General features: G+C 44.2%; 17 protein-coding genes and 2 pseudogenes. 7 read left to right on the forward strand and 12 right to left on the reverse strand.

From position 1 onward, the window contains the following. Positions 1-82: 82 nt before the first annotated feature. A pseudogene (locus tag AB4161_RS16160) lies at positions 83-220 on the reverse strand (GTP-binding protein); the annotation flags it as partial. A 449-nt stretch (positions 221-669) separates the two neighbouring features. On the opposite strand from AB4161_RS16160, the gene ihfA reads away from it, so the two are divergent. Beyond that, positions 670-966, forward strand: a complete 297-nt coding sequence (ihfA, locus tag AB4161_RS16165) for an integration host factor subunit alpha (protein ID WP_004734853.1) — start codon at positions 670-672, stop codon at positions 964-966. A 172-nt stretch (positions 967-1,138) separates the two neighbouring features. Here ihfA and AB4161_RS16170 read toward each other — a convergent pair. Then, a pseudogene (locus tag AB4161_RS16170) lies at positions 1,139-2,115 on the reverse strand (ABC transporter substrate-binding protein). A gap of 211 nt (positions 2,116-2,326) precedes the next feature. Further along, the gene (locus tag AB4161_RS16175) at positions 2,327-3,103 is read right to left on the reverse strand and encodes a RelA/SpoT domain-containing protein (RefSeq protein ID WP_017059130.1); all 777 of its coding nucleotides are present in this window, start codon (positions 3,101-3,103) and stop codon (positions 2,327-2,329) included. Between the two features lie 324 nt (positions 3,104-3,427). Between AB4161_RS16175 and AB4161_RS16180 the strand changes: the two genes are divergently transcribed. Continuing rightward, entirely contained in the window at positions 3,428-4,081 is a 654-nt protein-coding gene (locus AB4161_RS16180; RefSeq protein WP_372083630.1) for a thiopurine S-methyltransferase, read from the forward strand. A gap of 114 nt (positions 4,082-4,195) precedes the next feature. Here the strand turns inward: AB4161_RS16180 and purT are convergent, their stop codons facing one another. The 5 genes from purT to sbcB form a co-directional block, all read right to left on the reverse strand. After that, positions 4,196-5,371, reverse strand: a complete 1,176-nt coding sequence (gene purT / locus AB4161_RS16185; RefSeq protein ID WP_017059132.1) for a formate-dependent phosphoribosylglycinamide formyltransferase — start codon at positions 5,369-5,371, stop codon at positions 4,196-4,198. 167 nt (positions 5,372-5,538) lie between these two features. Continuing rightward, positions 5,539-6,426 carry a cytidine deaminase gene (gene cdd / locus AB4161_RS16190; protein WP_372083632.1) on the reverse strand — a complete coding sequence of 296 codons (888 nt, stop codon included), beginning with the start codon at positions 6,424-6,426 and terminating at the stop codon, positions 5,539-5,541. A 357-nt stretch (positions 6,427-6,783) separates the two neighbouring features. Continuing rightward, on the reverse strand, positions 6,784-7,461 hold the full coding sequence (locus AB4161_RS16195; RefSeq protein ID WP_004734865.1) for an LrgB family protein: 678 nt from the start codon (positions 7,459-7,461) through the stop codon (positions 6,784-6,786). A gap of 2 nt (positions 7,462-7,463) precedes the next feature. Beyond that, positions 7,464-7,835, reverse strand: coding sequence for a CidA/LrgA family protein (locus tag AB4161_RS16200; protein ID WP_004734867.1), 372 nt, complete (start codon positions 7,833-7,835; stop codon positions 7,464-7,466). A 25-nt stretch (positions 7,836-7,860) separates the two neighbouring features. After that, positions 7,861-9,285: an exodeoxyribonuclease I gene (gene sbcB, locus AB4161_RS16205; protein ID WP_017091224.1), complete on the reverse strand. Its 1,425-nt coding sequence runs from the start codon at positions 9,283-9,285 to the stop codon at positions 7,861-7,863. A gap of 1,043 nt (positions 9,286-10,328) precedes the next feature. Here sbcB and AB4161_RS16210 point away from each other — a divergent pair. From AB4161_RS16210 to AB4161_RS16225, 4 genes are read left to right on the forward strand one after another with little or no spacing between them, the layout of a single operon-like run. Beyond that, entirely contained in the window at positions 10,329-10,763 is a 435-nt protein-coding gene (locus AB4161_RS16210; RefSeq protein WP_004734871.1) for a DUF4402 domain-containing protein, read from the forward strand. A gap of 52 nt (positions 10,764-10,815) precedes the next feature. Then, positions 10,816-11,253 carry a DUF4402 domain-containing protein gene (locus AB4161_RS16215; protein ID WP_054546464.1) on the forward strand — a complete coding sequence of 146 codons (438 nt, stop codon included), beginning with the start codon at positions 10,816-10,818 and terminating at the stop codon, positions 11,251-11,253. Next, positions 11,250-11,960, forward strand: coding sequence for a molecular chaperone (locus tag AB4161_RS16220; RefSeq protein WP_017090896.1), 711 nt, complete (start codon positions 11,250-11,252; stop codon positions 11,958-11,960). The genes AB4161_RS16215 and AB4161_RS16220 overlap by 4 nt, the downstream gene beginning before the upstream one ends. Before the next feature lie 47 nt (positions 11,961-12,007). Further along, a complete protein-coding gene (locus AB4161_RS16225; protein WP_372083633.1) occupies positions 12,008-14,446 on the forward strand; it encodes a carboxypeptidase-like regulatory domain-containing protein in 2,439 nt (812 codons plus the stop codon). 15 nt (positions 14,447-14,461) lie between these two features. Here AB4161_RS16225 and AB4161_RS16230 read toward each other — a convergent pair whose 3' ends face one another. Both AB4161_RS16230 and AB4161_RS16235 read right to left on the reverse strand, forming a co-directional pair. Next, positions 14,462-15,310 (reverse strand): sterol desaturase family protein, encoded by an 849-nt coding sequence (locus AB4161_RS16230; RefSeq protein WP_372083634.1) that lies wholly within the window; start codon positions 15,308-15,310, stop codon positions 14,462-14,464. Between the two features lie 87 nt (positions 15,311-15,397). Then, entirely contained in the window at positions 15,398-16,411 is a 1,014-nt protein-coding gene (locus tag AB4161_RS16235; RefSeq protein WP_372083635.1) for a DUF2804 domain-containing protein, read from the reverse strand. A gap of 169 nt (positions 16,412-16,580) precedes the next feature. On the opposite strand from AB4161_RS16235, the gene AB4161_RS16240 reads away from it, so the two are divergent. Then, positions 16,581-17,615, forward strand: a complete 1,035-nt coding sequence (locus tag AB4161_RS16240; protein WP_372083636.1) for an AraC family transcriptional regulator — start codon at positions 16,581-16,583, stop codon at positions 17,613-17,615. A gap of 4 nt (positions 17,616-17,619) precedes the next feature. Here AB4161_RS16240 and AB4161_RS16245 read toward each other — a convergent pair whose 3' ends face one another. Both AB4161_RS16245 and AB4161_RS16250 read right to left on the reverse strand, forming a co-directional pair. Continuing rightward, entirely contained in the window at positions 17,620-18,570 is a 951-nt protein-coding gene (locus tag AB4161_RS16245) for a chromosome partitioning protein ParA (RefSeq protein WP_372083675.1), read from the reverse strand. 39 nt (positions 18,571-18,609) lie between these two features. After that, positions 18,610-19,944, reverse strand: a complete 1,335-nt coding sequence (locus AB4161_RS16250; RefSeq protein ID WP_372083637.1) for a sphingomyelin phosphodiesterase — start codon at positions 19,942-19,944, stop codon at positions 18,610-18,612. Positions 19,945-19,951: the final 7 nt, after the last annotated feature.

Below are 19,951 nucleotides of genomic sequence, written 5' to 3' on the forward strand. Positions count from 1 at the left end.
TGACAAATAAGACCTCGCACTTGTGAGGTCTTATTCTATGTCGAAGAAGTGAAGTTATTTAAATAACCAACTTACTAAGCAATCAACTAACCATACACGCAAGTAACTGGCTCTCAAGATCATCGTCTATTTCTAGACCGATCATTTCTATTCTGATTTCGATACACTCATCGAGTTCTGATTCCGTCAAGCCATCCTCTGTTAAGTTGTAACCGAAAACCTCAAAAGAACATAGGCTTTTATAAGTGAATTCGAATTAAATTCTGAAATGATACAAATCTTATATTTAATAACGCTTATTTAGTAACCTCTGTTGAGTCCCATATCAAATCAAGTGGCTGATTTTATTGGGTATCGGAGAAAAGTCTCAAAAATTATTATTTAGTTCGCTAAAGTTTTAAATTCTATTAATGGTTGTTTGTATGGAATATAACTCCATTTCGTTACTGTTGAGTAGATGGTTTTTAGCTATATATGTGAAATTTGAAGCGAGTTATCTTTCTGATTTGAAAGAATAATTAAATAGTTAAGATAAAAAAGTTGGCGAAAATCAGAAGCTTGGCATACACTTTCCTTGTAAATGACCTTATCTCATTGATTGAATAGGGTAAATGCTTTGGCGCTACTGGCGATGGTAGCAATGTTTAACATAGCTTTGAGGAAAGTTTTATGGCACTCACGAAGGCCGATTTGGCTGAGAACCTGTTTGAGACACTCGGATACAGCAAGCGGGATGCCAAGGAAACGGTGGAAGTGTTTTTCGAAGAAGTTCGTAAAGCGCTCGAAAATGGCGAACAGGTAAAACTGTCTGGTTTTGGTAATTTTGATCTTCGCGAGAAAAACGAGCGACCTGGTCGTAACCCGAAAACTGGTGAAGACATTCCAATTTCTGCTCGACGTGTTGTTACTTTTAGACCGGGACAAAAACTAAAGGCCCGTGTCGAAAATATTAAAATCGAGAAGTAGCCAAGCAATAGACCACGCCTAGCGTGGTCTTTTTGTATCTGCATAGAGTTTAAGCTAAACGCATTTCTTTAATTTTTAGTAACCTTTCTCAAACTCCATCTATTTACTGTCCGGTAAGAACTTGCTTTAGATGCGAAAACAGAGGCTAGGCCTCTGACTTTGAATCTTCACTCTAAAGGGCTTGTTGAACCTTACTTGCGATGTCTTCAGACACCCAAGGCTTCCATACCTGTGGTGAGCTTTCTAGAAAGTAATACATGGCTTCTTCGGCGTCGGCTTGGTTGTCTTCCATCCAGGCCAGCAACTCACTCATTTGTTTATTGGTAAAACCACGCTTTTCAAAGTATTGGTAGGCAAGAGGTTCGTTATTAGCAAAGGCTTCTGTGGTGATTGCGTGAACCGGTGCTGGTGGATACATGGTCACTTTAGGAGATTCACAATCAGGTTGTGTCGTACAGTTACGGAATTCCTCAATGTCAGTACCACTTCCGAAATCAACCTTCACCATTTCATACTTACCTAGCACAGGCGTAGGCGACCAGTAATATCCAAACCATGCTTTTTTGCGTTCGTAAGCTTTCGCTATCGTACCTGCTAAAGCGGCGCCTGAGCCGGGATCAACCATTTCAAAATTGTGATCTTCTAACTTAAGCGCATCGAACAGGTGACCGGAGGTAATCTGACAAGTCCAACCCGCAGGGCAGCTATAAAACGCAAACTTCTCATCATCTTCTGGGTGTTCAAACAGCTTTGCGTTTTTAATCACACCTTCAATGGTTGTAAGCTCTGGGTACTGTTCAACAAGGTAGTTTGGTACCCAGAAACCTTCTTCACCGCCGTTGACCAAAGACTTGCCCGCGTAACGTAGACGCTTATCCGCAACACCCTTATCCAACGCTTCTTTGATGCCATTAGTCCAAAGCTCTGGCGCAACATCAGGTTGACCTTTTTCAATCATTGACGTGCCCGTAGGGACGCTATCACCGGGGATTAAGTCCGCTTCACAGCCGTAGCCGTTATTCAAAATGAATTGGTCGACATGAGCAATAGGCTCGCCGAGTTCCAGTTCATGTCTGCAATGGTGATCTTTCCGCATTCGTCAGCACTAGCGTGTACAGAAAACGCAGCAAGTAGCGCGATGGAAAGCATGGATTTGTTATTCTGGATTGACGTAATTCCTTTTCTTGTCAGAAGCTTATTCGCTATAGAAACAGAAATGTTCGACGGAGAAAAGATACTGAGATCTAAATTTAAACGATCTGATTATTTGGGATAGGAAGTGGAGAGGCTACTCAACAAGTACTAAAAAGGGCTGCGAGTGCAGCCCTTGTGATGTTTATTGGAATAGCCTATCTATGTGTTAAGCCGCTTTAATGTGCGTTGTAATGTACGGTTGCCATGCTTGTTGGTAAAGCTCTAAAGATTGGCGTCGTAGGCTATTGATTTGTGCCGCTTCGATATCGTTGATTGGGCGATGTTCTGCAATTGCGTGACGCTCAATGCCTTGGATAATTTCGTACAGCTCGTGCTCAGGACCACTTTTCACGTCAGCAATCGCTTTTAAGTGAAGTTGAACCTCTGCAATGATGTTGGTTTTAGGCAAACGAACCAACAAGTTAAGGTCACGGTAACCAGAGTCAGCCGGCGATTTAAACTTATTTTTCAGCTTAACAACGTCTGCTTCACGGCTTAGCGCTTCGTAAACTTCAACCAAGCTCTCTACATCGTTCGCGATGATAGTTGCACGGGCTAAGTCGGTAATTTTTGTCACATCACCATCAAGCTCAAGGGCGATTTTTTCTTCTGCGCGAGCTTGAGATTTAACGCCAGCAAATAGCGCTTCAGAATTGGTGAGTAGGGCAGTACTTTTACAGATAGTTTCTAGTTCAGCTTGGCCTTGATGCGCTTTGCTGTACAAAATATCGAAGTCGGTGTAAGGCTGAGTCGGGCGTGAGTCGAAGGCCTTGATGCCGTAAAGGCCGCTCAAACTATGACGGAATACGTTTGAAGATACTTGGTTTTGCGCAGGAGTGCGCGTTTGATCTGTTGAACTTGTTGAAACAGGTGCTGCTGCGAATGCAGGCGCTCGGCTCAATACCAAAAGCATTAGGGCCGTCGTACGGAGAAATACACTCATTCAAACTCCAAAATACAAGGTTACAAAAAACGGGTAGTCAAAAGGGGTAACCAGTAACGCACAAGAGTAAAAACAGCTTAACTAATTTCACTACATATTAAATGAGGCTAGCTAAGACAGAAACCAATTCTAACGTTTAATATTGCTTTAAAATGTGAAGATATAGCCAAATAACCCAACCGTTAGTTCCGCAATTATCAGAACTTTGAACTTAGCCAGTTTCTGATTTTATCGAAATCAATTTAGTACTTTAAACCAAGCTAAGGTTGCTCTTACCTCTCTATACTGTACCCTTGCATTATGACTGTTTAACATGAACGAAAGATGAATAATCCTGAATTTTGGCACAATAAATGGGCAGCCAACCAAATTGGTTTCCACCTCGAAGATGTAAACCCACTTCTGATTAAATTTTGGGAAAAGACTGAGCCTAGCTACGAGAAGAGTGTGTTTGTTCCACTTTGTGGCAAAAGTGAAGATCTGATTTGGCTAGCTTCAAAGCATGAAGATGTTCAAGGTGTCGAGTTAAGCCAGATTGCGGTTCGCGCATTTTTCTCAGAGCATTTTTACACGCCGACGGTGACTCAAATCAGTGGTCAGCATGAGCTTTACCAATTCGATGAATTGAGTGTTTACACGGGAGACTACTTCACAGCGCCTATTCAGCCTGTTGACATTATTTATGACCGAGCTTCTTTAGTGGCATTGCCTGAAGAGATGCGAGTGCAGTATGTCGAGCGTTTGAAACAACTACTGAAACCGGGTGGTAAGATCCTTCTGGTGACTCTGGATTATGATCAAAGCGAGATGGCGGGACCTCCGTTTAGCGTACCTAAGTTAGAGATTGCTCAATTGTTTGTAGGATACAAAATTACATTGTTGAATCAAGATATAGCGAACGATGAACATCCGAAGATTGCTAAGAAAGGTTTGTCTCGCTTCTGTGAAGAAGTGTATTTGATTGAGTCAGACGCTTAAGTTCAGTCTGCTTAGTTAAGCCAACAGATAACACCAACAAAAAGACGGGCTCGATAGCCCGTCTTTTTTATTGTTCAGATTTGAAATCGTGATTGTTCAGAATTGAATAGCAGGTTAGTAAATTACTTTTACTTTAGAAGCACTCTCAATTGCATCTTCAATCGCTGTCTCAGTGCTGTTGCGACGAGTAAGCGCCACACCTAAACGACGGCGACCATCGATATCAGGTTTACCAAACAAGCGAACTTGCGTCTGTGGTGCGTCTAGCGCCTCTGTAAGACCTTCAAAACGAATGTTGGTTGAAGTGCCTTGGCCCAGAATAACCGCTGATGCACATGGGCCGTATTGAGTGATGGATTTGATCGGCATACCAGTAAAGGCGCGTACGTGCAGTGCGAATTCCGATGAGTCTTGAGACATAAGAGTCACTAAGCCAGTATCGTGTGGGCGAGGGGATACTTCGTTGAAGATAACGTGATCGCCTTTAACAAACAGCTCGACACCAAAGATACCGTGACCACCTAGTGCGTTAACCACTTGTTCAGCCGTGTATTGCGCGGCTTTAAGTGCATTGTCTGACATCACTTGTGGCTGCCATGATTCACGGTAATCTCCGTCTTCTTGGCGGTGACCGATAGGCGCACAAAAGTGAACACCGTCGACTGCGCGAACGGTTAGAAGGGTGATCTCGTAATCAAAGTCGATGAAGCCTTCAACGATCACACGACCTGCGCCAGTACGACCGCCTTCTTGTGCGTAGTCCCAAGACTTCTGAATGTCTTCTTCTGTTTTGATAACGCTTTGACCTTTACCTGAAGAGCTCATTACCGGCTTAACAACGCAAGGCATACCGACAAATTCAACGGCTGCTGAGAAATCTTCAAAGGTGTCTGCAAAGCGGTAAGGAGAAGTGCTCAGTTTTAGTTCTTCTGCGGCTAGACGACGGATACCTTCGCGGTTCATCGTTAGCTTGGTCGCATTCGCAGTTGGAACGACATTTAAGCCTTGTGCTTCTAGCTCTACCAACTTGCTGGTGGCAATAGCTTCAATTTCAGGAACCACATAATCTGGCTTTTCTAGTTCAATGATCGCTTGAAGTGCATCGCCGTCTAACATGTCTAATACATGGCTACGATGCGCAACTTGCATTGCGGGTGCGTCTGCATAACGGTCACAAGCAATAACTTCCAAACCTAAACGTTGGCACTCGATAGCAACTTCTTTGCCGAGTTCACCTGAACCTAATAGAAGTACACGAGTAGCATTTTCACGAGTAGCAGTACCAAACATAGAAATTCCTTCCGATCTTTTGAACAATTGATTGAAAACGGGGTGATCATACTTATTTCAATGACAAAAGCAAACGTTTGCGCAAGTTGTTTCGTTAATTACAGGTATAAAAAAAGCAGCCCTGTTAAATAGGGCTGCTTATTTAAAATTTTGTTAATTAGATGTACTTAGATTGCTAAGTAAGTCACTGGAATATCGGGATTAATCGCTTCTAATGTAGACTGCGTGTCCGCTAGGTGACTGATGCTACCTTCGGCAATTTCAACCAACGCTGCACTTTCAATCTGTTCAAAATCGAAGCCAGCCAGTTTAAGTTGAATCAACGCCACTTGTAGAGGAGGTAAGCTCGGGTTGAACGCTGCGTTTTCAGCGTAAGCACCGGTGAAAATCTCACCCGACGTCAATTGCAGTGAAACACCACTTAGGTTTTTGGTGTAAGGAGCATGGCTGCGGTTTAGTGCTGCTAGCGCTTCTACAACAATAGGCGTTGTTTCTTCAGTCGTGTGTTTATGATCAAGCTTAGTCATTAGGCCAGTCGTCACACCTAAGTCAGCAGGGCCGAATGAGTCTGGTAGGTACTCTTGCAGAGACATTTCATCACGTTGTGGAAGCTGAACTTTAAGTTCTTTTGCTGTGGTCAGTTCGTTCATGAATTGACGACAGTGACCACAAGGGCTGAAGTTGATGGTGATATCAGAAATACCTTGTTCGCCTTTCATCCAAGCGTGGCTGATTGCAGATTGCTCAGCGTGTACTGTTTGGCCAAGTTGAGCACCAGTGATTTCAAGGTTTGCACCAAAATACAGAGTGCCAGACAAACCACGCACGATTGCACCAACATAAAAGTCAGATAACGGAGCGTAAGAATAGGCTGCGGCAAAAGGAAGTAGCGCAATACGTAGCTCGTCATCCGCTAAACCACTTGCTTGCAGTAGGCTAGCAAATTGTTCTGGAGACAATGTCGCGTCAAAGTTGTCTGCTAATACGATGTCACTCAAAAGTGCTTTGATTGCTGTTGGAGCACTTTCCAGCGCCAGGGTAATACGACTGTTCATGTTGAATCCTTAATTGACCTTAGGCTTTAATTCTATGCAATGCTCAGGAATTTTCTGTGACTTTGATCACCACTGCGTTGTTGTTGTTACATTGGTTTGCATAATTAGAGTGAGGTCACAGATGAAATCGATTGCAAGAGTAAAAACTACCATTGATATCGCACTTATTGCTTGAAATTGAGTTTGGTTTGTCACGTATTGATGAATAAATGAGAGAAAAAAGCCCAAGCTATCACTGAAATAATCAGGTTATGCTTGGGCTTATTGATATCTGTAACGCCTAAAAGTCGCGAACCAGTGAGTTTAGCTATTTACCAACTCATCTATTAGAGCGCGTATAAACTGTAATCAAAGTGGTTAAGAATAGAACCAAACCACGAGCGAAAATATACTCGGTGCAATGATTGAGGTGATAACCCCACAAAGAACCAATGCCAACGAACTGAATGCAGCATCTTCCTGATTCTTTTCAGCACAGGTTGCCGTGCCTAAAGCGTGAGACACAGTACCCATGGTTAAACCACGCGCGATAGGGCTCTTAATACCAATGAGATTGTAGATTGGGTAAGCAAAAATTGCCCCAAACAGACCAACAATCAATACCAGTATTGCCGCAATTGCTGCTTCACCACCTAAATGGCTCGATACTTCCATCGCAATTGGTGTGGTGACTGACTTACCTAATAAACTCGCAATCAAAGTTAAGTCCGCTTTAAAAGCCACTGCGATTAATGCTGTCGTTGTCATCGACATCACACTGCCTAGCGTGCAAGCAAAGGTAATAATGCGCCAGTTGGCTCTGATTTGAGGTAGCTGTTCATAAAGCGGGTAAGCAAGTGCAACAACCGCAGGCTGAAGCATGTAGGTAATCCAGGTGTTGTCGGCATAGTAAGTCTCAAACGGTACTTTGAAGAACGTGAGTATCGGAATGATGATACCAATGCTGATCAGCAGGGGATTACACAGCGGTGAGTTTACTTTTTGACTTACCCAGCGAGCAAACAGGAATACCACGATGGTGAGTAGAATCCACATGATCAGTTACCTCTCGAAAGCAAGCGGTCTAAAAACCATGATAAGGACACCAACACCAGCAACGTGCCACCAACGGCGCTCGCCATAATTGGCAATGCGTTCGCGATGAGCATGTCGAAGTGATCCATCAACCCAACACTGATCGGAACAAACAGTAAGATCATTAGGCGGATAATCAAGCTTGCGCCGGGTTGTACCCAGTGCGAAGGAACAATACCAATCACCATGGCGGCAAACAGAATCAACATGCCAAAAATACTGCCAGGGATTGAGGTATCCAAAAAGTGCTGTAACGCGTTACCTGCTGTAAGTGCACCTATGATTAAGGTGAAGGAGATTAAGCAGTAAACCAGTTGGATCAATCTTTCTTTCAAAGTGTTACGTCTCTTGATAATGGAATTAGCTAGCTAACTTTTCTACGTATTGATAAACCGCCTTCAAGATAGCCATTTTCTTCTCGTCGCTTTCATGTTCATGCGCGAGGTTTTCAAGGTTGAGCATGTACTCTTCTAAACGGCTTTCATAAAACTCACGACAATGGTTCGCCCATTTCAATTGCTCAGCTTCGTCGAGCGTCCATGGGAAATGACGAGCACGGTAACGGAACAGTAACGGTTTAATACGTTCATCACCGAAGGTGATATCTAAAGCTGCCAAGTTATTTGGGTCAGTTTCGCGAATGATGTTCATCGCTGTTTTATCAGCAGGTGAGAAGAAACCGTCATAAAGGTGTGTATCAACATCATCACTCTTTTCGTACTCGCGCTCTTGTGAGTACAGGCCGATCAGTTTTTCGCGGATCTCTGGGTGTTCGCGCAGCAGTGCCAAGTTCTTCAAGCATTGCTGGCGATCAATACCGATGGTTTCGGCATTTTCAGCCGTCAGCGTTTTAGCTGGAGCAAGAATAGGGCACTTGTTCAGTTGAACCAATTTGATTGGTACGGGTAGCTCGTCTTCACCCAGTTCACTGCGTTTGGTGTAGAGTCTGTCTCTGAGTTCATCAGCGTCCAGTTCTAACAGTGGGCTTGGATCTTTGGCTAAATCAACCACGATAACGGCATTTTGATTGGTTGGGTGCCAAGCCATAGGCACAATCCAACTTGTGTAGTTGCAGTCACGGCCAAACATGCCCGAAACGTGCATCAATGGTGTCATGTTTACAATATCAACCAGGTCATTCAGCTTACGCTTATGACGCATGTTGTAGAGGTAATCGAACATCTTAGGTTGTGCAGCCTTTAACTTCTTAGCCAGTTCGATGGTCGCAATAACATCGGCCATCGCATCGTGCGCGTTCTCATGTTCAATGCCGTTTGCCACAGATAGGTGTTCCAGTTTGAAGCTTGGATAACCTTCTTCGTTCTCTGGCCAAACAATGCCTTCAGGGCGCAGTGCGTGAACAGCGCGCATTACATCTAACAGATCCCAACGCGAGTTGCCGTTCTGCCAACTCCACGCATATGGGTCGATGAAGTTTCGGTAACAGGTGTAACGCGTTACCTCATCATCGAATCGAATACTGTTGTAGCCAAGGCTTGTGGTGTTTGGTTTGGCTAACTCAGCATGGATCTTAGCGATAAACTCTGGTTCAGGAAGACCTTGTGAAGCCGCTTTTTGTGGTGTGATACGGGTGATCAGTGCAGCTTCAGGCGCAGGGAGGTAATCAGCGGGAGGTTGGCAATAGATAACCAGAGGCTCTCCAATAACATTAAAATCTTGGTCGGTACGAACACCCGCAAATTGACTCGGACGGTCTTTTGCTGGGCTAACGCCCCACGTTTCGTAATCGAAAAAGAAGTAGGTCGGCTGATTATCTGAACTCATTGAATTTCCTGAACAGCAAGCGCGGAACGTTTACTGTGGCTGAAGGTTAGTTTTGTTCAGTATCTGATAGTATGCGGTACGCGTGCAACCCAGATCACAAATAAATTGCTGGAAAACGGTGCTTTACTATTCAATCGAGTCGGTAGGGAAGGTTTTGAATCCAATTGTGGCTTTTCTATGGTCACAATTCTGCCAGTGTACCTCTTTTTTACCTATCTTTTCACTTTAGCTGTTGTAAGGCGATGAGTCGGGTTTCAGGTTTACCGCGAATGAGTTTGTTTGCCTTTTACTCTAAAGCCGTGTGATTAGAAACACCTCGTTGTTTTTGACTGGTGGCTAATCGGCTGTACCTGTACCTGAGGCTAACCCGCTGTGCTTGTGTCTAAACCGCAGCGCAGATGTTTAATCCGTAGCACAGATGTTTAAACTGCTTCACTTGCCTGTCTTGGCTCTGTCCAATCAAGGTGTTTTTCGCAATACAATTCCCTTAGATTTAATTGATTTTTTGGTATTTATGATTGTCGGGGTTAATTTGACTGGAGCGTTATGTCGGTCTCATTTTTAATACTTTCTATAATCCGTGTTTGAATTGGATATAAAGAAAACTCTAATATTTCATTTTTATTACAATTTATTTTAATTGTCAGTGTGTTCCACTTCTGAGACTGAATTGCAATACGGTGATCTATATAGTAATTAACCTGAATATAATAAGGGTTTATTCTTGTCCTTTATTCTTGCTCTTTATTTTAGAGCTACTTTAATTAAGGTCTTTTTATAAGGATAATTACGTACAAAAACAAAGGAATTAAGTGTAAAACCAGTTTTATATATAATTGGTGGAAATGATTCAATACCATTATTATTGTTAGTGTTATTTATATCAATTTGCGTGATCTTATTCTCACTGCGCCTCATTTCTTTATAAATAAGTGTCAATATATATATTTTCTAAATAGGATTGTTGTTACTTAATTGTTAACTTTGATTGACTATTAGGTAACCCTAATAATAAAGCCGATTTTATATAAAGGATTAAAGAAATGAACAAAGTCTTTAAGGTTGTTGCTGTATCTGCACTTTCTATCTCTTCAGCGAACGTTTTCGCTGTGAGTGACACTTTTGATGCAACACTAGAAGTAAAACAAGCAATTACAATGACAAAAACAAGTGATCTTGACTTCGGTATCATCACTTCAGACAACACAACGGACGTTGTTATCGCTCAAGGTGATGCTGGAGCTGCGGCATTTACTCTTTCTGGAGAATCTGGTGATGCAGTAACAGTAAGTATTTCTGATACTAACTTGGTTAACGGCGTAAATACGATTGCAGCTGAATTCGACTTTAATAACGCTATTACTCTTACCGGTGGTACTGCGGCTCTTAATATTGGTGGTACTGCACGTACTTCAAGTGCGACATTAGTTGCTGGTACATATACTGCTAACGTTGCAGTAGATGTAACTTACCAGTAATTAAATGAAACCAGTGTAATATTGTGGCTGCTATAAAGCAGCCGCTTTTACTATGAGTGTTCTATTAAAATACGCGATTTATATTGGTCTGATGATTTACTCCAGCCCTTTTCATGCGCTAGAAATCATTCCTGAGAATATGGAAGTGAAATTTCCGGGTATGTATATCTCTGGGTCGGGCCAGAATGCGGATTCAAACCCATCCAATAGTCAGGTTTATGTGGTTCGTTTTTATGTTGAAGGTGAACCTGGTAAAAAAATCGTGGTTTCTCTCCCTTCCAAGCAATATCTAAACCATTCTCGTAAATCCAAACGCCTGCGTATTAGAAAGTTCTATTTTGGTTGTGGCTTATCAAAGCGTGGTAGAGCCAAAATCAAAGGGAATGGAAGAAGCAAATTATTGTGTATTGGTGCCAAAGTGAAAATCGGCGCTAACCACCCAGCAGGCCTTTACACCAGTACAATCCCTTTTGAGGTTAATTATAAATGAAGTTGTTTATCTCATGTGTTCTCGGCTTAATCTTCACAACACAAGCCTATGCTCAGTTACTTATCGCACCGACTCGTTTTGTGCTGGATGCCGACACTTCGGTGACTGAAAAAATCGTCGTCGAAAACAATTCAGATCAACCGATTCGCTTGGAGATAAAACCGATTTATCGCCCGGTAAAGGCGAGTGGCTTAGTTCGAACTGACGCTAATATCGCGCAATCAGAAGATATCGCGAGTTGGATTAAAGTGTCACCACCAATAATTCGTGAACTTAAACCCAATCAAAGACGCACGGTTCGCTTACGTATGAATGCTCTGCCTGCTGACATGGCTGATGGTGAATATCGTGCTTACTTGTGGTTTTCCCCAATAGCAAAAGCTGCAGAGCTATCAGACATTGCGTTGTCTTCAAGTAAAACCAATAGTGATGGTTCAGCCTTTCAACTGAACTTTCACATCAACAGTTATGTACCCGTGTATGTTCAGAAAGGTGAGCAGGTGCAAGATGTTAAGTTTGCGTGTGACAACCAAAGCATCAAGATTCGAAACGATGGTAACTTTCAGTTTACTGCGAAATTGAATGTAGACGAGCATAGCGAAAAAGTGGTGCTACTTCGTAATGCTGAATTAACCAAGCCTTTCCCAAAAGGCTCAAAGATCTCACTGGTTCAGAACGAACAGCCTCTATACGAATGTGTTCTGTAGTGCTCGTTTCATTGTCGCTGACTCTGTAAAAGCCAGTGTTCAATTGCATGGTTTGGCGACTTTTGTTGCTCGCTTCACTGTTTCCTTTTGGTGCGTATTCGCAATCTAAAGCAGAAAGTGAGGCGAGTGAACTCTATCCAGCCCATGTTGAAGTTCGAGTCGGGAAAGTCGGGGATAGCTTTTATCGTGTCATGATGGATGACTACGAAGAACCCTTCATTTCGATATCCAATGCCGCTTTTTATCTGCTCGAAATGAATGGTCAGTGTGATGAAAGCGGATATTGCGAACTGTATTTGCCTCAAGATGTGGGAAGAGAATCTCCTCCGTACATTTTAGATACCGAACAAGCCATTTGTTATCGCGATGACAACAATATCCAGTCGATCAAATATCAAGTCATCGACTCAGAAACTTACATCCACTGGTACAGCTTACAAGCTTGTATCCCGGCAAAAGTGCGTTGGGATATTGATGATTATCGGCTCACCGTTACTCCAGAATTCAGTTCATTGACTGAACTGGAAGCCGCTATTTCTAAGATGAAAAATGAATCACGTAAAAAGGCCGAGGATCTCAAACGAGCTGAAAACACGCCAGCTTTCGAACCTGTTGCCGCCGTGGGTTTGGCGACTCGGTTAGCGACTTCGGTTTATCACGACAGTGAAACTGGCGGTGATGTTTACGCAATTTCAGACACCATATTAAGCACTGAACACTCCTTGTCTCGCTTGTCGATTGATTCACGAGAAGATAACCCCATCGTTTATTACAACATTGCGGTAGAAGCTCATGACGGTGAAGGCTCTTTGGAAGTCGGCCATGTGTTATTAGATGGCAGTGTCTTTACCGTGAATCAAACCCTCGAAGATGGGCTCTATTACACCAACCGAAAGCGACAGACAGAGTTCGGCAACCTTCAACTCGAACGAACCACTCAACCCAACATCAGTATCGATGTTTTGGTCAATGGCATTTATCAAACCACTTATCGCTCTGATGAGTTTGGACGTTTCGTGGTTGAAGAAGATAACATTTCCCCTGGTGACACCATCAAGTTTCGCTACTACTTATCGAAAGGTGTCTGGCAGGAAGAAGAGATCACCGTCGCCGGTTTAGAAGATGCATTTCTGCCAAGCAACGAGTGGGGCGTGCAAGTGGTGGGCAATGAAGGTGCAGACCGAGCTGGCGCTGTGTCGCTCGAATATGGGCTTGCCGATTACTTCACCGTGGGTAGTGCCTTTATGAGGCAAAATGGCAAAGACTTGATTGGTGTTCAAGGACGATACTTACCGGCGCATTGGTTCGCGGGTCATATCGGTTGGTTACCTGAGTTCAATCGCTTTCCAATGGAGTTTGATATTTTGATCAATGGTGATCAGTCGGCATCGATAGAGCTCAATAAAACCGATGAATTGGACTTAGAGTCGATGGAGTACGATGTTTTCAAATACAACCTGTCGCTTGCAAATCTAACGGCCTTTTTGACGGTAAGGGATGATGAAGATGAGTTGAGCGTTGAACCCAAGTTGAACTCGAAAGTGGCTCGTAATCTGTTTGTCTCATACGCCGGTGACTATCGATACATCAAAGCTTCTCATCAAGAAGACTATCTACACACTATTGGCTTGGCCAAAAGCGGGTTTTCGGATACGTCGTGGAATATTTCTGGAACTGTTGATGGCTCTGGTCATCATGAACGAACGGAGCTGTCTCTGAGAAATGCGTGCAAAGAGTGCCTGTTAGATCCGTTGGAGGTTTTTCAAGAGCTCACGACCAACGTATCGGCTCGCTATCAAAAGCAGGAGGTTTCGTTTACGGCTTCCTTAGAAGCTCGAGTTAATCCTTATTTGCTCTTTAAATTGGAAGGAACCGAAGACCGATACGGTGTCGAGATGACGACAGAATTCGGTGCTAAAACTTACTTTGATGAAAGTATTGGTGAGTTTGTTGAGTGGAATCGTTACAACCATTCTAAGCTGACGGGCGTTGTCTACGATCACCACAAACAGCCTATACAAGGTGTAAGCCTACAAATCTTGGATCAACGAGCGGTCAGTGATGCAAAAGGCCTATTTGAATTCTCAAGTGTTCCGGCTCGAGATAATCTACCTATCTATATTGATGAAGGGGCACTCGACCTTAACCTCACGCCGATTCAAAATCCTGTGTTTGTAAACACTAAGCAAGTCGGGCTAACTCATGCTCACATCGAAATGGTGGTGTCATTTGGCGTCGATGGCACAGTGGAAGGCGATCTAGAAAACAGTGCTTATCTGCACTTTAAACATATCCAGAAAGGCACCGAGTATTCGAGCGAGATTGAGAGCGATGGCTTTTACATGGTAGAGGGGCTCATCGCGGGCAAATACATTGTGACTTTAGAAATGGGCGACAAGCGATACGTGCAAGGTGCCGACTTGGACGGCGATTTCTGGGTAAGCGACCTCGCATTCAACCTCATCGATTTTCATAAGGTGTATTAGACCTGATCGCTTTGATTAGTCTGAAGGAGGTGAGAGTATCAATCGCACTTTCTGTTTCATGGTTAACTCTCGGTTCTTCAAATCTTTGAATATGGCCTTCCATTCTTGAAAGGTGACCACTATCGGGTTAAAACTGTTCACGGGCTTGGTGACGCCGTAACGCACGGTTTCAATTTCAGGCTCGAACGTACCAAACAATTTATCCCAAATGATCAAAACGCCGGCGTAGTTCTTATCGATGTATTGCGGGTTTTTGCCGTGATGTACTCGATGATGCGAAGGGGTGTTAAAGATGTATTCAAGTGGCCCCAAGCTTCGTATCCATTGTGTATGGACGAAGAACTGCAAACCTAGATTCAGAAGCACTACAAAGATGACCCATTTAGGGTCAAAACCTATGATGACGAGCGGTACCCAAAATAGCCACATGCCTGCGAATGGGTACATCAAACTCTGACGGAAAGCCGTACTGAAGTTCATCTGTTCTGAACTGTGGTGCGCGACGTGCGCGGCCCACATCCAGCGAACACGATGGCTTGCTCTATGGAACCAGTAATAGAAAAAGTCTTGTAACACCATCAATACAACAAAACTCAGCACGCCCATTTCAATGTCCATTAAACGCCAACCAAACATCCAGAGATACAACTGAACGACCAATAACCCGGTGAGCAAATCGGAGAGTTGATGCATTCCCGCAAGCGTGAAGTTACACATCACTTCTGAAAGTTTATAGCTGGAATTATCTGGTAGTCGACCTTGCTTCTGACCGATAAAATACTCAGCTAACATGCACACCACGAATAAGGGCGCTAATACCAGCAGTAGCCATTCTGGGTGATTGATTAATGCGTCGATATTCATGTTTTATCCTTGTTGAGACGCCATACGCGTTCTTAGTATCAAGTTTACTTAGACTTGCTCGCCTGAGATTCAATCAGCAGAATTACGTTACCAGCGAGCAAAGTGATCTTCTGTTAGGCCAAGAACACCATCGAGTTGATGTGTCACTCCATTGTTGTCTTCAATCGAGCCAGAAAAGTGACCAATGAACTGACGAAAGTTACTCTTTAACAGCCATAAATTGAGCTTTTCGCTGCGGTTATTTAAGGGCGTAAAGGTCAGGTTTATACGTCCATCTTGTGATGTTATCTGCCAAGGCAAGTTCGTGTCTTGGCGACTGAACGTAAACTGTACCGGGTTAAGCAAGTGTCTGGTTCCATTGACCCATAACACGTTTTCGCAGCCTCCGGTTTCATTCACGCCCGCCGCGAGATTTAGGCCAATATCTGTGCCATTGGATTGCGTGTTGATACTTGCCCAGCGCCAACTGGTTTCGCGTCTCATGTAGCCCGCTGAAAAGTCATAACCGGCACGAGCTTGTTCGAGAACGAGTGATTCTCCTTTGATTTGGATTTCACCGCTGATGCGCAAAGCATTGTGCTTTTGGGTGTAAGTCCAACCTGAATAACCCGTTGGGCTGCACATCGCCAAGGGCAAGCTGTCGGCTTCAGGCTCTAAAGCGATATCGGCCTTGATGAGTTTGGTATTTAATCGAACTTGCCATTGCCCGCCTTCAATATTAAAGATGATGCTTTGGCCTGCAATGTTTGTCGTGCCGTCAAATGGCGAAGCGGTAACTTGTTTATCAAACCCAAATGGCCTCAACCAAGATGACTCTTCTAGATGGTTGTTTTCAATATCGTACAGATAACAAAATGCCGAGCCTAAGTAGCGAATATCCGCGATTGCCACGCCAATAATGTGCGTTTCGGTGACGATGCTGACAAATTGAAATTGCTTGTAGTGGAAGTGCTTTTGCCAAAGATTTGCTTTTGAATCCATCGAGTTTCGGTAGTCAAAGTTCTCGACGTTCAGGTGCTTTGGGATGCCATCGAAATGTCCAATGATCGGCTGACCATTAGAATCAATCAAACTGTGTGGAGCAGGATTCGTTTTTATCATTGCGATAGTTCACATAAATTTAACAACTAAAGCCATTGTGCGATGAGTAGCGTAGAATTGGGAGGTCATATTCGGACAAGAGCGCGTTGTCAATCACGATTTTGTCAGTAGTGTTGTTGAAGCTGAGTAGTCATGTTGATGGGAATGGGCTCGATATAAGGAGAGACTATTGGAGATTATCGCGGAGTATAAGCCAACCGGACATCGGCATCAGTTGGGGACATTAGATATCGCGCTGCTGTTGAATACGTTAGAGCAACGAGGTATCGATATTGAAAGGCTACTCAATGATGTGGGTTTGCCGAATATGGATTGGCGAGACTCGAATGGAAAGCTGACTTACGCTGACAAGCTTGCGTTATTTAGCGCGGCTAATCAGAGTTTTCCTCACGATGGCTTGGGGCTTTGGTTGGGAGAACACGCTAGCTTGAGCCATTTTGGTGTGTTGGGTTATGCGCTATCAACCAGTCAAAATGTCGGGGAGGCCATCAAGTCGGGCTTCAAGTATTTGCGCCTGAACGGTCCTATTTTCTCGGTTAAATTGTTTCTAGACTCCGAGCAAGCAATGATTCAGATCGAGAACACCTTGGAAGTGGGCGATCTCCTGCCTTTCTGCAGTGAGTATTTCTTGAGTTCAATCGTCTCTTTGTTCAAAGAACTGACTGGTCATGAGTTGGATATTCACACTTTGGCTTTGCCTTTTGCTCGCCCTAATTACGCCAAGCTCTATGACGAGCGTTTCCAGTGCCCGGTGATTTTTGAACAAAACCATTGTGAACTGCGTTTTGATGCCTCGGTTTTATCACAAACCTTATTGACTCATGATGCCGCAACACTGAAGCGCTATCTTGCGTCTTGCCAGTCGATAGTGGAAACGCTGGACTCTGAGCATCTGCTGACTAACCAAATCAAAACGATCTTTTATCAAACCGCAGGCAGTTTCCCGAATATTGAACAACTCGCGGATGAGTTTGGTTGTAGCTCTCGTACACTCAGGCGAGAGCTAGTGACCCATGAATCCAGTTACCAAATATTGCTTACCGAAGTTCGAGTGGAGCTGGCCAAAGAGCTATTACTCGGCACAACCATGAGCATTGATGACATCGGTGAAAGGCTCGGTTATAGCGACCCTGCAAATTTCAGAAGGGCGTTTAAAGGTTGGCTCAATAAAACGCCCGCTCAGTTTCGTGATGGTTTAAGTTAAGGCGTTACTTGCTAAAGAACTGCTCCCTGAAATCGGTGACTTGCTGTTGATAATAACTGTCCCAATCTTGTTGAGTCCAAGTGGCATAACTTGATGAGCGCTGAGAGTCTAAGGTTGCTTTGAGCTGATCCAGTTGCTCGTGATAACTCATCACGGTTTGTTGCTGTTGTGCGACTTGTTGTTCTCGCGCGGCAATGTTGCTGGCCTGCGCTTCATCTAAGTAGGCATCTTGAAGGTCGGCTTTGACTGATGCTACTTCAGCAGGGCTATACCTGCTGGGTATCAAAGATACTGCCAGTTCATATTTTTGAAGCTGTGTTTCGGCGTTTAACGTGCCCGTATTGTTTTGCCATTCACTAAGCAAATCTTGATAGTTGGCCAAAAACTGGCTCGCTTCGTTCTTTTCAAGGGTGTTAGCGTCAAGCGTAAAATCCAGATGAGCAAACTGGTCAGCGAATAGCTGGTGGGCCAACTCTCCCCATACTTGTTGTGCAGATTGCTTGAATAAGGCAACACGATCTTCAAGAGTCTCTATGGATTCAAGTGGGATAGTGCTTGGTGTTAATTGCCAGTCAGCCGATAGCTGCGGATAGTCGCTCAGTAACTCAAACCATATGCCCGGCAATTCTGATTTCAATCGTGCGAGTTGCTCTGCGCAGTCATCGCGTTGTTGGCAAAGCTTCCAGAACCCATCGAGTTCATCGAACAAAGCCTTGCCTTCAAGCTCACTCAAGTTTTCAGCAAGAATTTTACCGTCCAGTGCTCCGGCTTGGGCTTGATTGCTGTGCGATGCGGAGTTTTCCGAACTAGCGGTTGCAGTAGGCGTGGAATTATCGTCATTAGTTGTCGTAGAAACACGCGGCTTAGGTTCTGTGTGTTGAGCAGAAGATAGCGCTGTTTCGTTCGTTTTTGATGACCACGAATAGCCAATAATGCTAGCCGTTAAGACGAGCATTAGGATTAATATAACTCGATGCATTATTGGTTCACCGAGTTACTTGATCACGGCGCTAACAGGGAAGTGGTCTGAAAGGTTGTAGTGCTTCCATAACTCACTGCTTGTTGATCTTGGGACATCCACGCGATTGTAGTTATGCGCTTTAGCGGCATACTCTGAGCTCACTACCACATAATCGAGATACTCAACGTTCTCGCCACCCGACATAGGCTCTCCCGCAAAGTTGTTGATGCGTGGGTCAAAGGTAGAAGCGGTGTAACCTGAGTAGGTTGGTTCGTCAGCTTGCAGGTTAGCGAACATCTGTTGGTAGTCGTCTGGGAACTTGAGCTTGTTCACGTTGAAGTCACCGCTGTAAACCACAGTTTCTGATGCCGGGATATTCAGAGACTGCGCCAGTGCACGCATCTGCTTGAATTGACGTTGTCGGTAATCACGAGCGGTGTCCGTATCGAATGATGCCGTGTGGGTACCGAAAACATGGTAAGCCTGACCATTCTTGATCACTTCCGCGTAGTTAACACCTTTATCAGCAAAGCAATCTGTGCCCGTACAATCAGGGAAAACATACTGAGCTTCGTTAACGATAGGATAGCGGCTGACAATGATCACACCACCGTCGTATATGTTAATCCCATCTTTATCGAGCATTTTGGTTTGATAAGGATACTCTTTTGCAAGTTCACGCAAGAACTCATCTCTGCCGTTAGCAAACACCTCTTGAAGCGCCAACACGTCATAGCCTTTTACGTATTGAGGGAGTAGGTCATAGCGGTCACCAATATGTGAAGCGATGGCAGGCAGCGCCCAGATGTTGTAAGTCATGACCTTGAGAGTATTGGCATCCGGCTCTGGTTGCTCATCCACTTTTGGTGGGGTGATGGTGTAATAAATATCATCATAGCGCGCTGTAGAATCGGCTTTGAGGGCTAGCTCTGCATTGACCCCGAACGCATCGGTTGTGCTGCGATGAATATTACGATCGTCATGCAATGTTAGGTTGACGTCTGCGGCACTCAAACCATGTTGCAGTGTCGAGTTATACCAATGTCCCTTCATGGTTTGGTTGAGCGTGACACTTTCGCCCACAGCGTTTGATACCACAGTGTCAAACTCATAGGTCTTCCCAGATTTCACACCAGTCCAGCGGTTGAAACTTATCAGCTTCTTCGTCTCCCAAGGACCAATCTGTTCAACATGCTGTTGCCACTCATCACCGAGTTGAAGCAGGTCGGTACCAGTGTGGTTGGCTTGAATGGTCATCACTTGATTGGTGTTATTGGTGAGATACACGTCGGTGTCTGCGATCGCAGAGGTCGAAGCGATTGATGTGGATGCCACAAGTGCAGCTAACCAAGTCCATTGAGTTTTCATCGTTTAC

Source organism: Vibrio sp. 10N.286.51.E5 (assembly GCF_041469125.1).
GTDB lineage: Bacteria > Pseudomonadota > Gammaproteobacteria > Enterobacterales > Vibrionaceae > Vibrio > Vibrio crassostreae_C.

Bases quoted from the DNA above. Each gene is read 5' to 3' on its own strand.
- ihfA (WP_004734853.1), top strand. From the start codon at position 670: ATGGCACTCACGAAGGCCGATTTGGCTGAGAACCTGTTTGAGACACTC.
- AB4161_RS16175 (WP_017059130.1), bottom strand. From the start codon at position 3,103: ATGAGTGTATTTCTCCGTACGACGGCCCTAATGCTTTTGGTATTGAGC.
- AB4161_RS16180 (WP_372083630.1), top strand. From the start codon at position 3,428: ATGAATAATCCTGAATTTTGGCACAATAAATGGGCAGCCAACCAAATT.
- purT (WP_017059132.1), bottom strand. From the start codon at position 5,371: ATGTTTGGTACTGCTACTCGTGAAAATGCTACTCGTGTACTTCTATTA.
- cdd (WP_372083632.1), bottom strand. From the start codon at position 6,426: ATGAACAGTCGTATTACCCTGGCGCTGGAAAGTGCTCCAACAGCAATC.
- AB4161_RS16195 (WP_004734865.1), bottom strand. From the start codon at position 7,461: ATGTGGATTCTACTCACCATCGTGGTATTCCTGTTTGCTCGCTGGGTA.
- sbcB (WP_017091224.1), bottom strand. From the start codon at position 9,285: ATGAGTTCAGATAATCAGCCGACCTACTTCTTTTTCGATTACGAAACG.
- AB4161_RS16210 (WP_004734871.1), top strand. From the start codon at position 10,329: ATGAACAAAGTCTTTAAGGTTGTTGCTGTATCTGCACTTTCTATCTCT.
- AB4161_RS16215 (WP_054546464.1), top strand. From the start codon at position 10,816: ATGAGTGTTCTATTAAAATACGCGATTTATATTGGTCTGATGATTTAC.
- AB4161_RS16220 (WP_017090896.1), top strand. From the start codon at position 11,250: ATGAAGTTGTTTATCTCATGTGTTCTCGGCTTAATCTTCACAACACAA.
- AB4161_RS16225 (WP_372083633.1), top strand. From the start codon at position 12,008: ATGGTTTGGCGACTTTTGTTGCTCGCTTCACTGTTTCCTTTTGGTGCG.
- AB4161_RS16230 (WP_372083634.1), bottom strand. From the start codon at position 15,310: ATGAATATCGACGCATTAATCAATCACCCAGAATGGCTACTGCTGGTA.
- AB4161_RS16235 (WP_372083635.1), bottom strand. From the start codon at position 16,411: ATGATAAAAACGAATCCTGCTCCACACAGTTTGATTGATTCTAATGGT.
- AB4161_RS16245 (WP_372083675.1), bottom strand. From the start codon at position 18,570: ATGCTCGTCTTAACGGCTAGCATTATTGGCTATTCGTGGTCATCAAAA.
- AB4161_RS16250 (WP_372083637.1), bottom strand. From the start codon at position 19,944: ATGAAAACTCAATGGACTTGGTTAGCTGCACTTGTGGCATCCACATCA.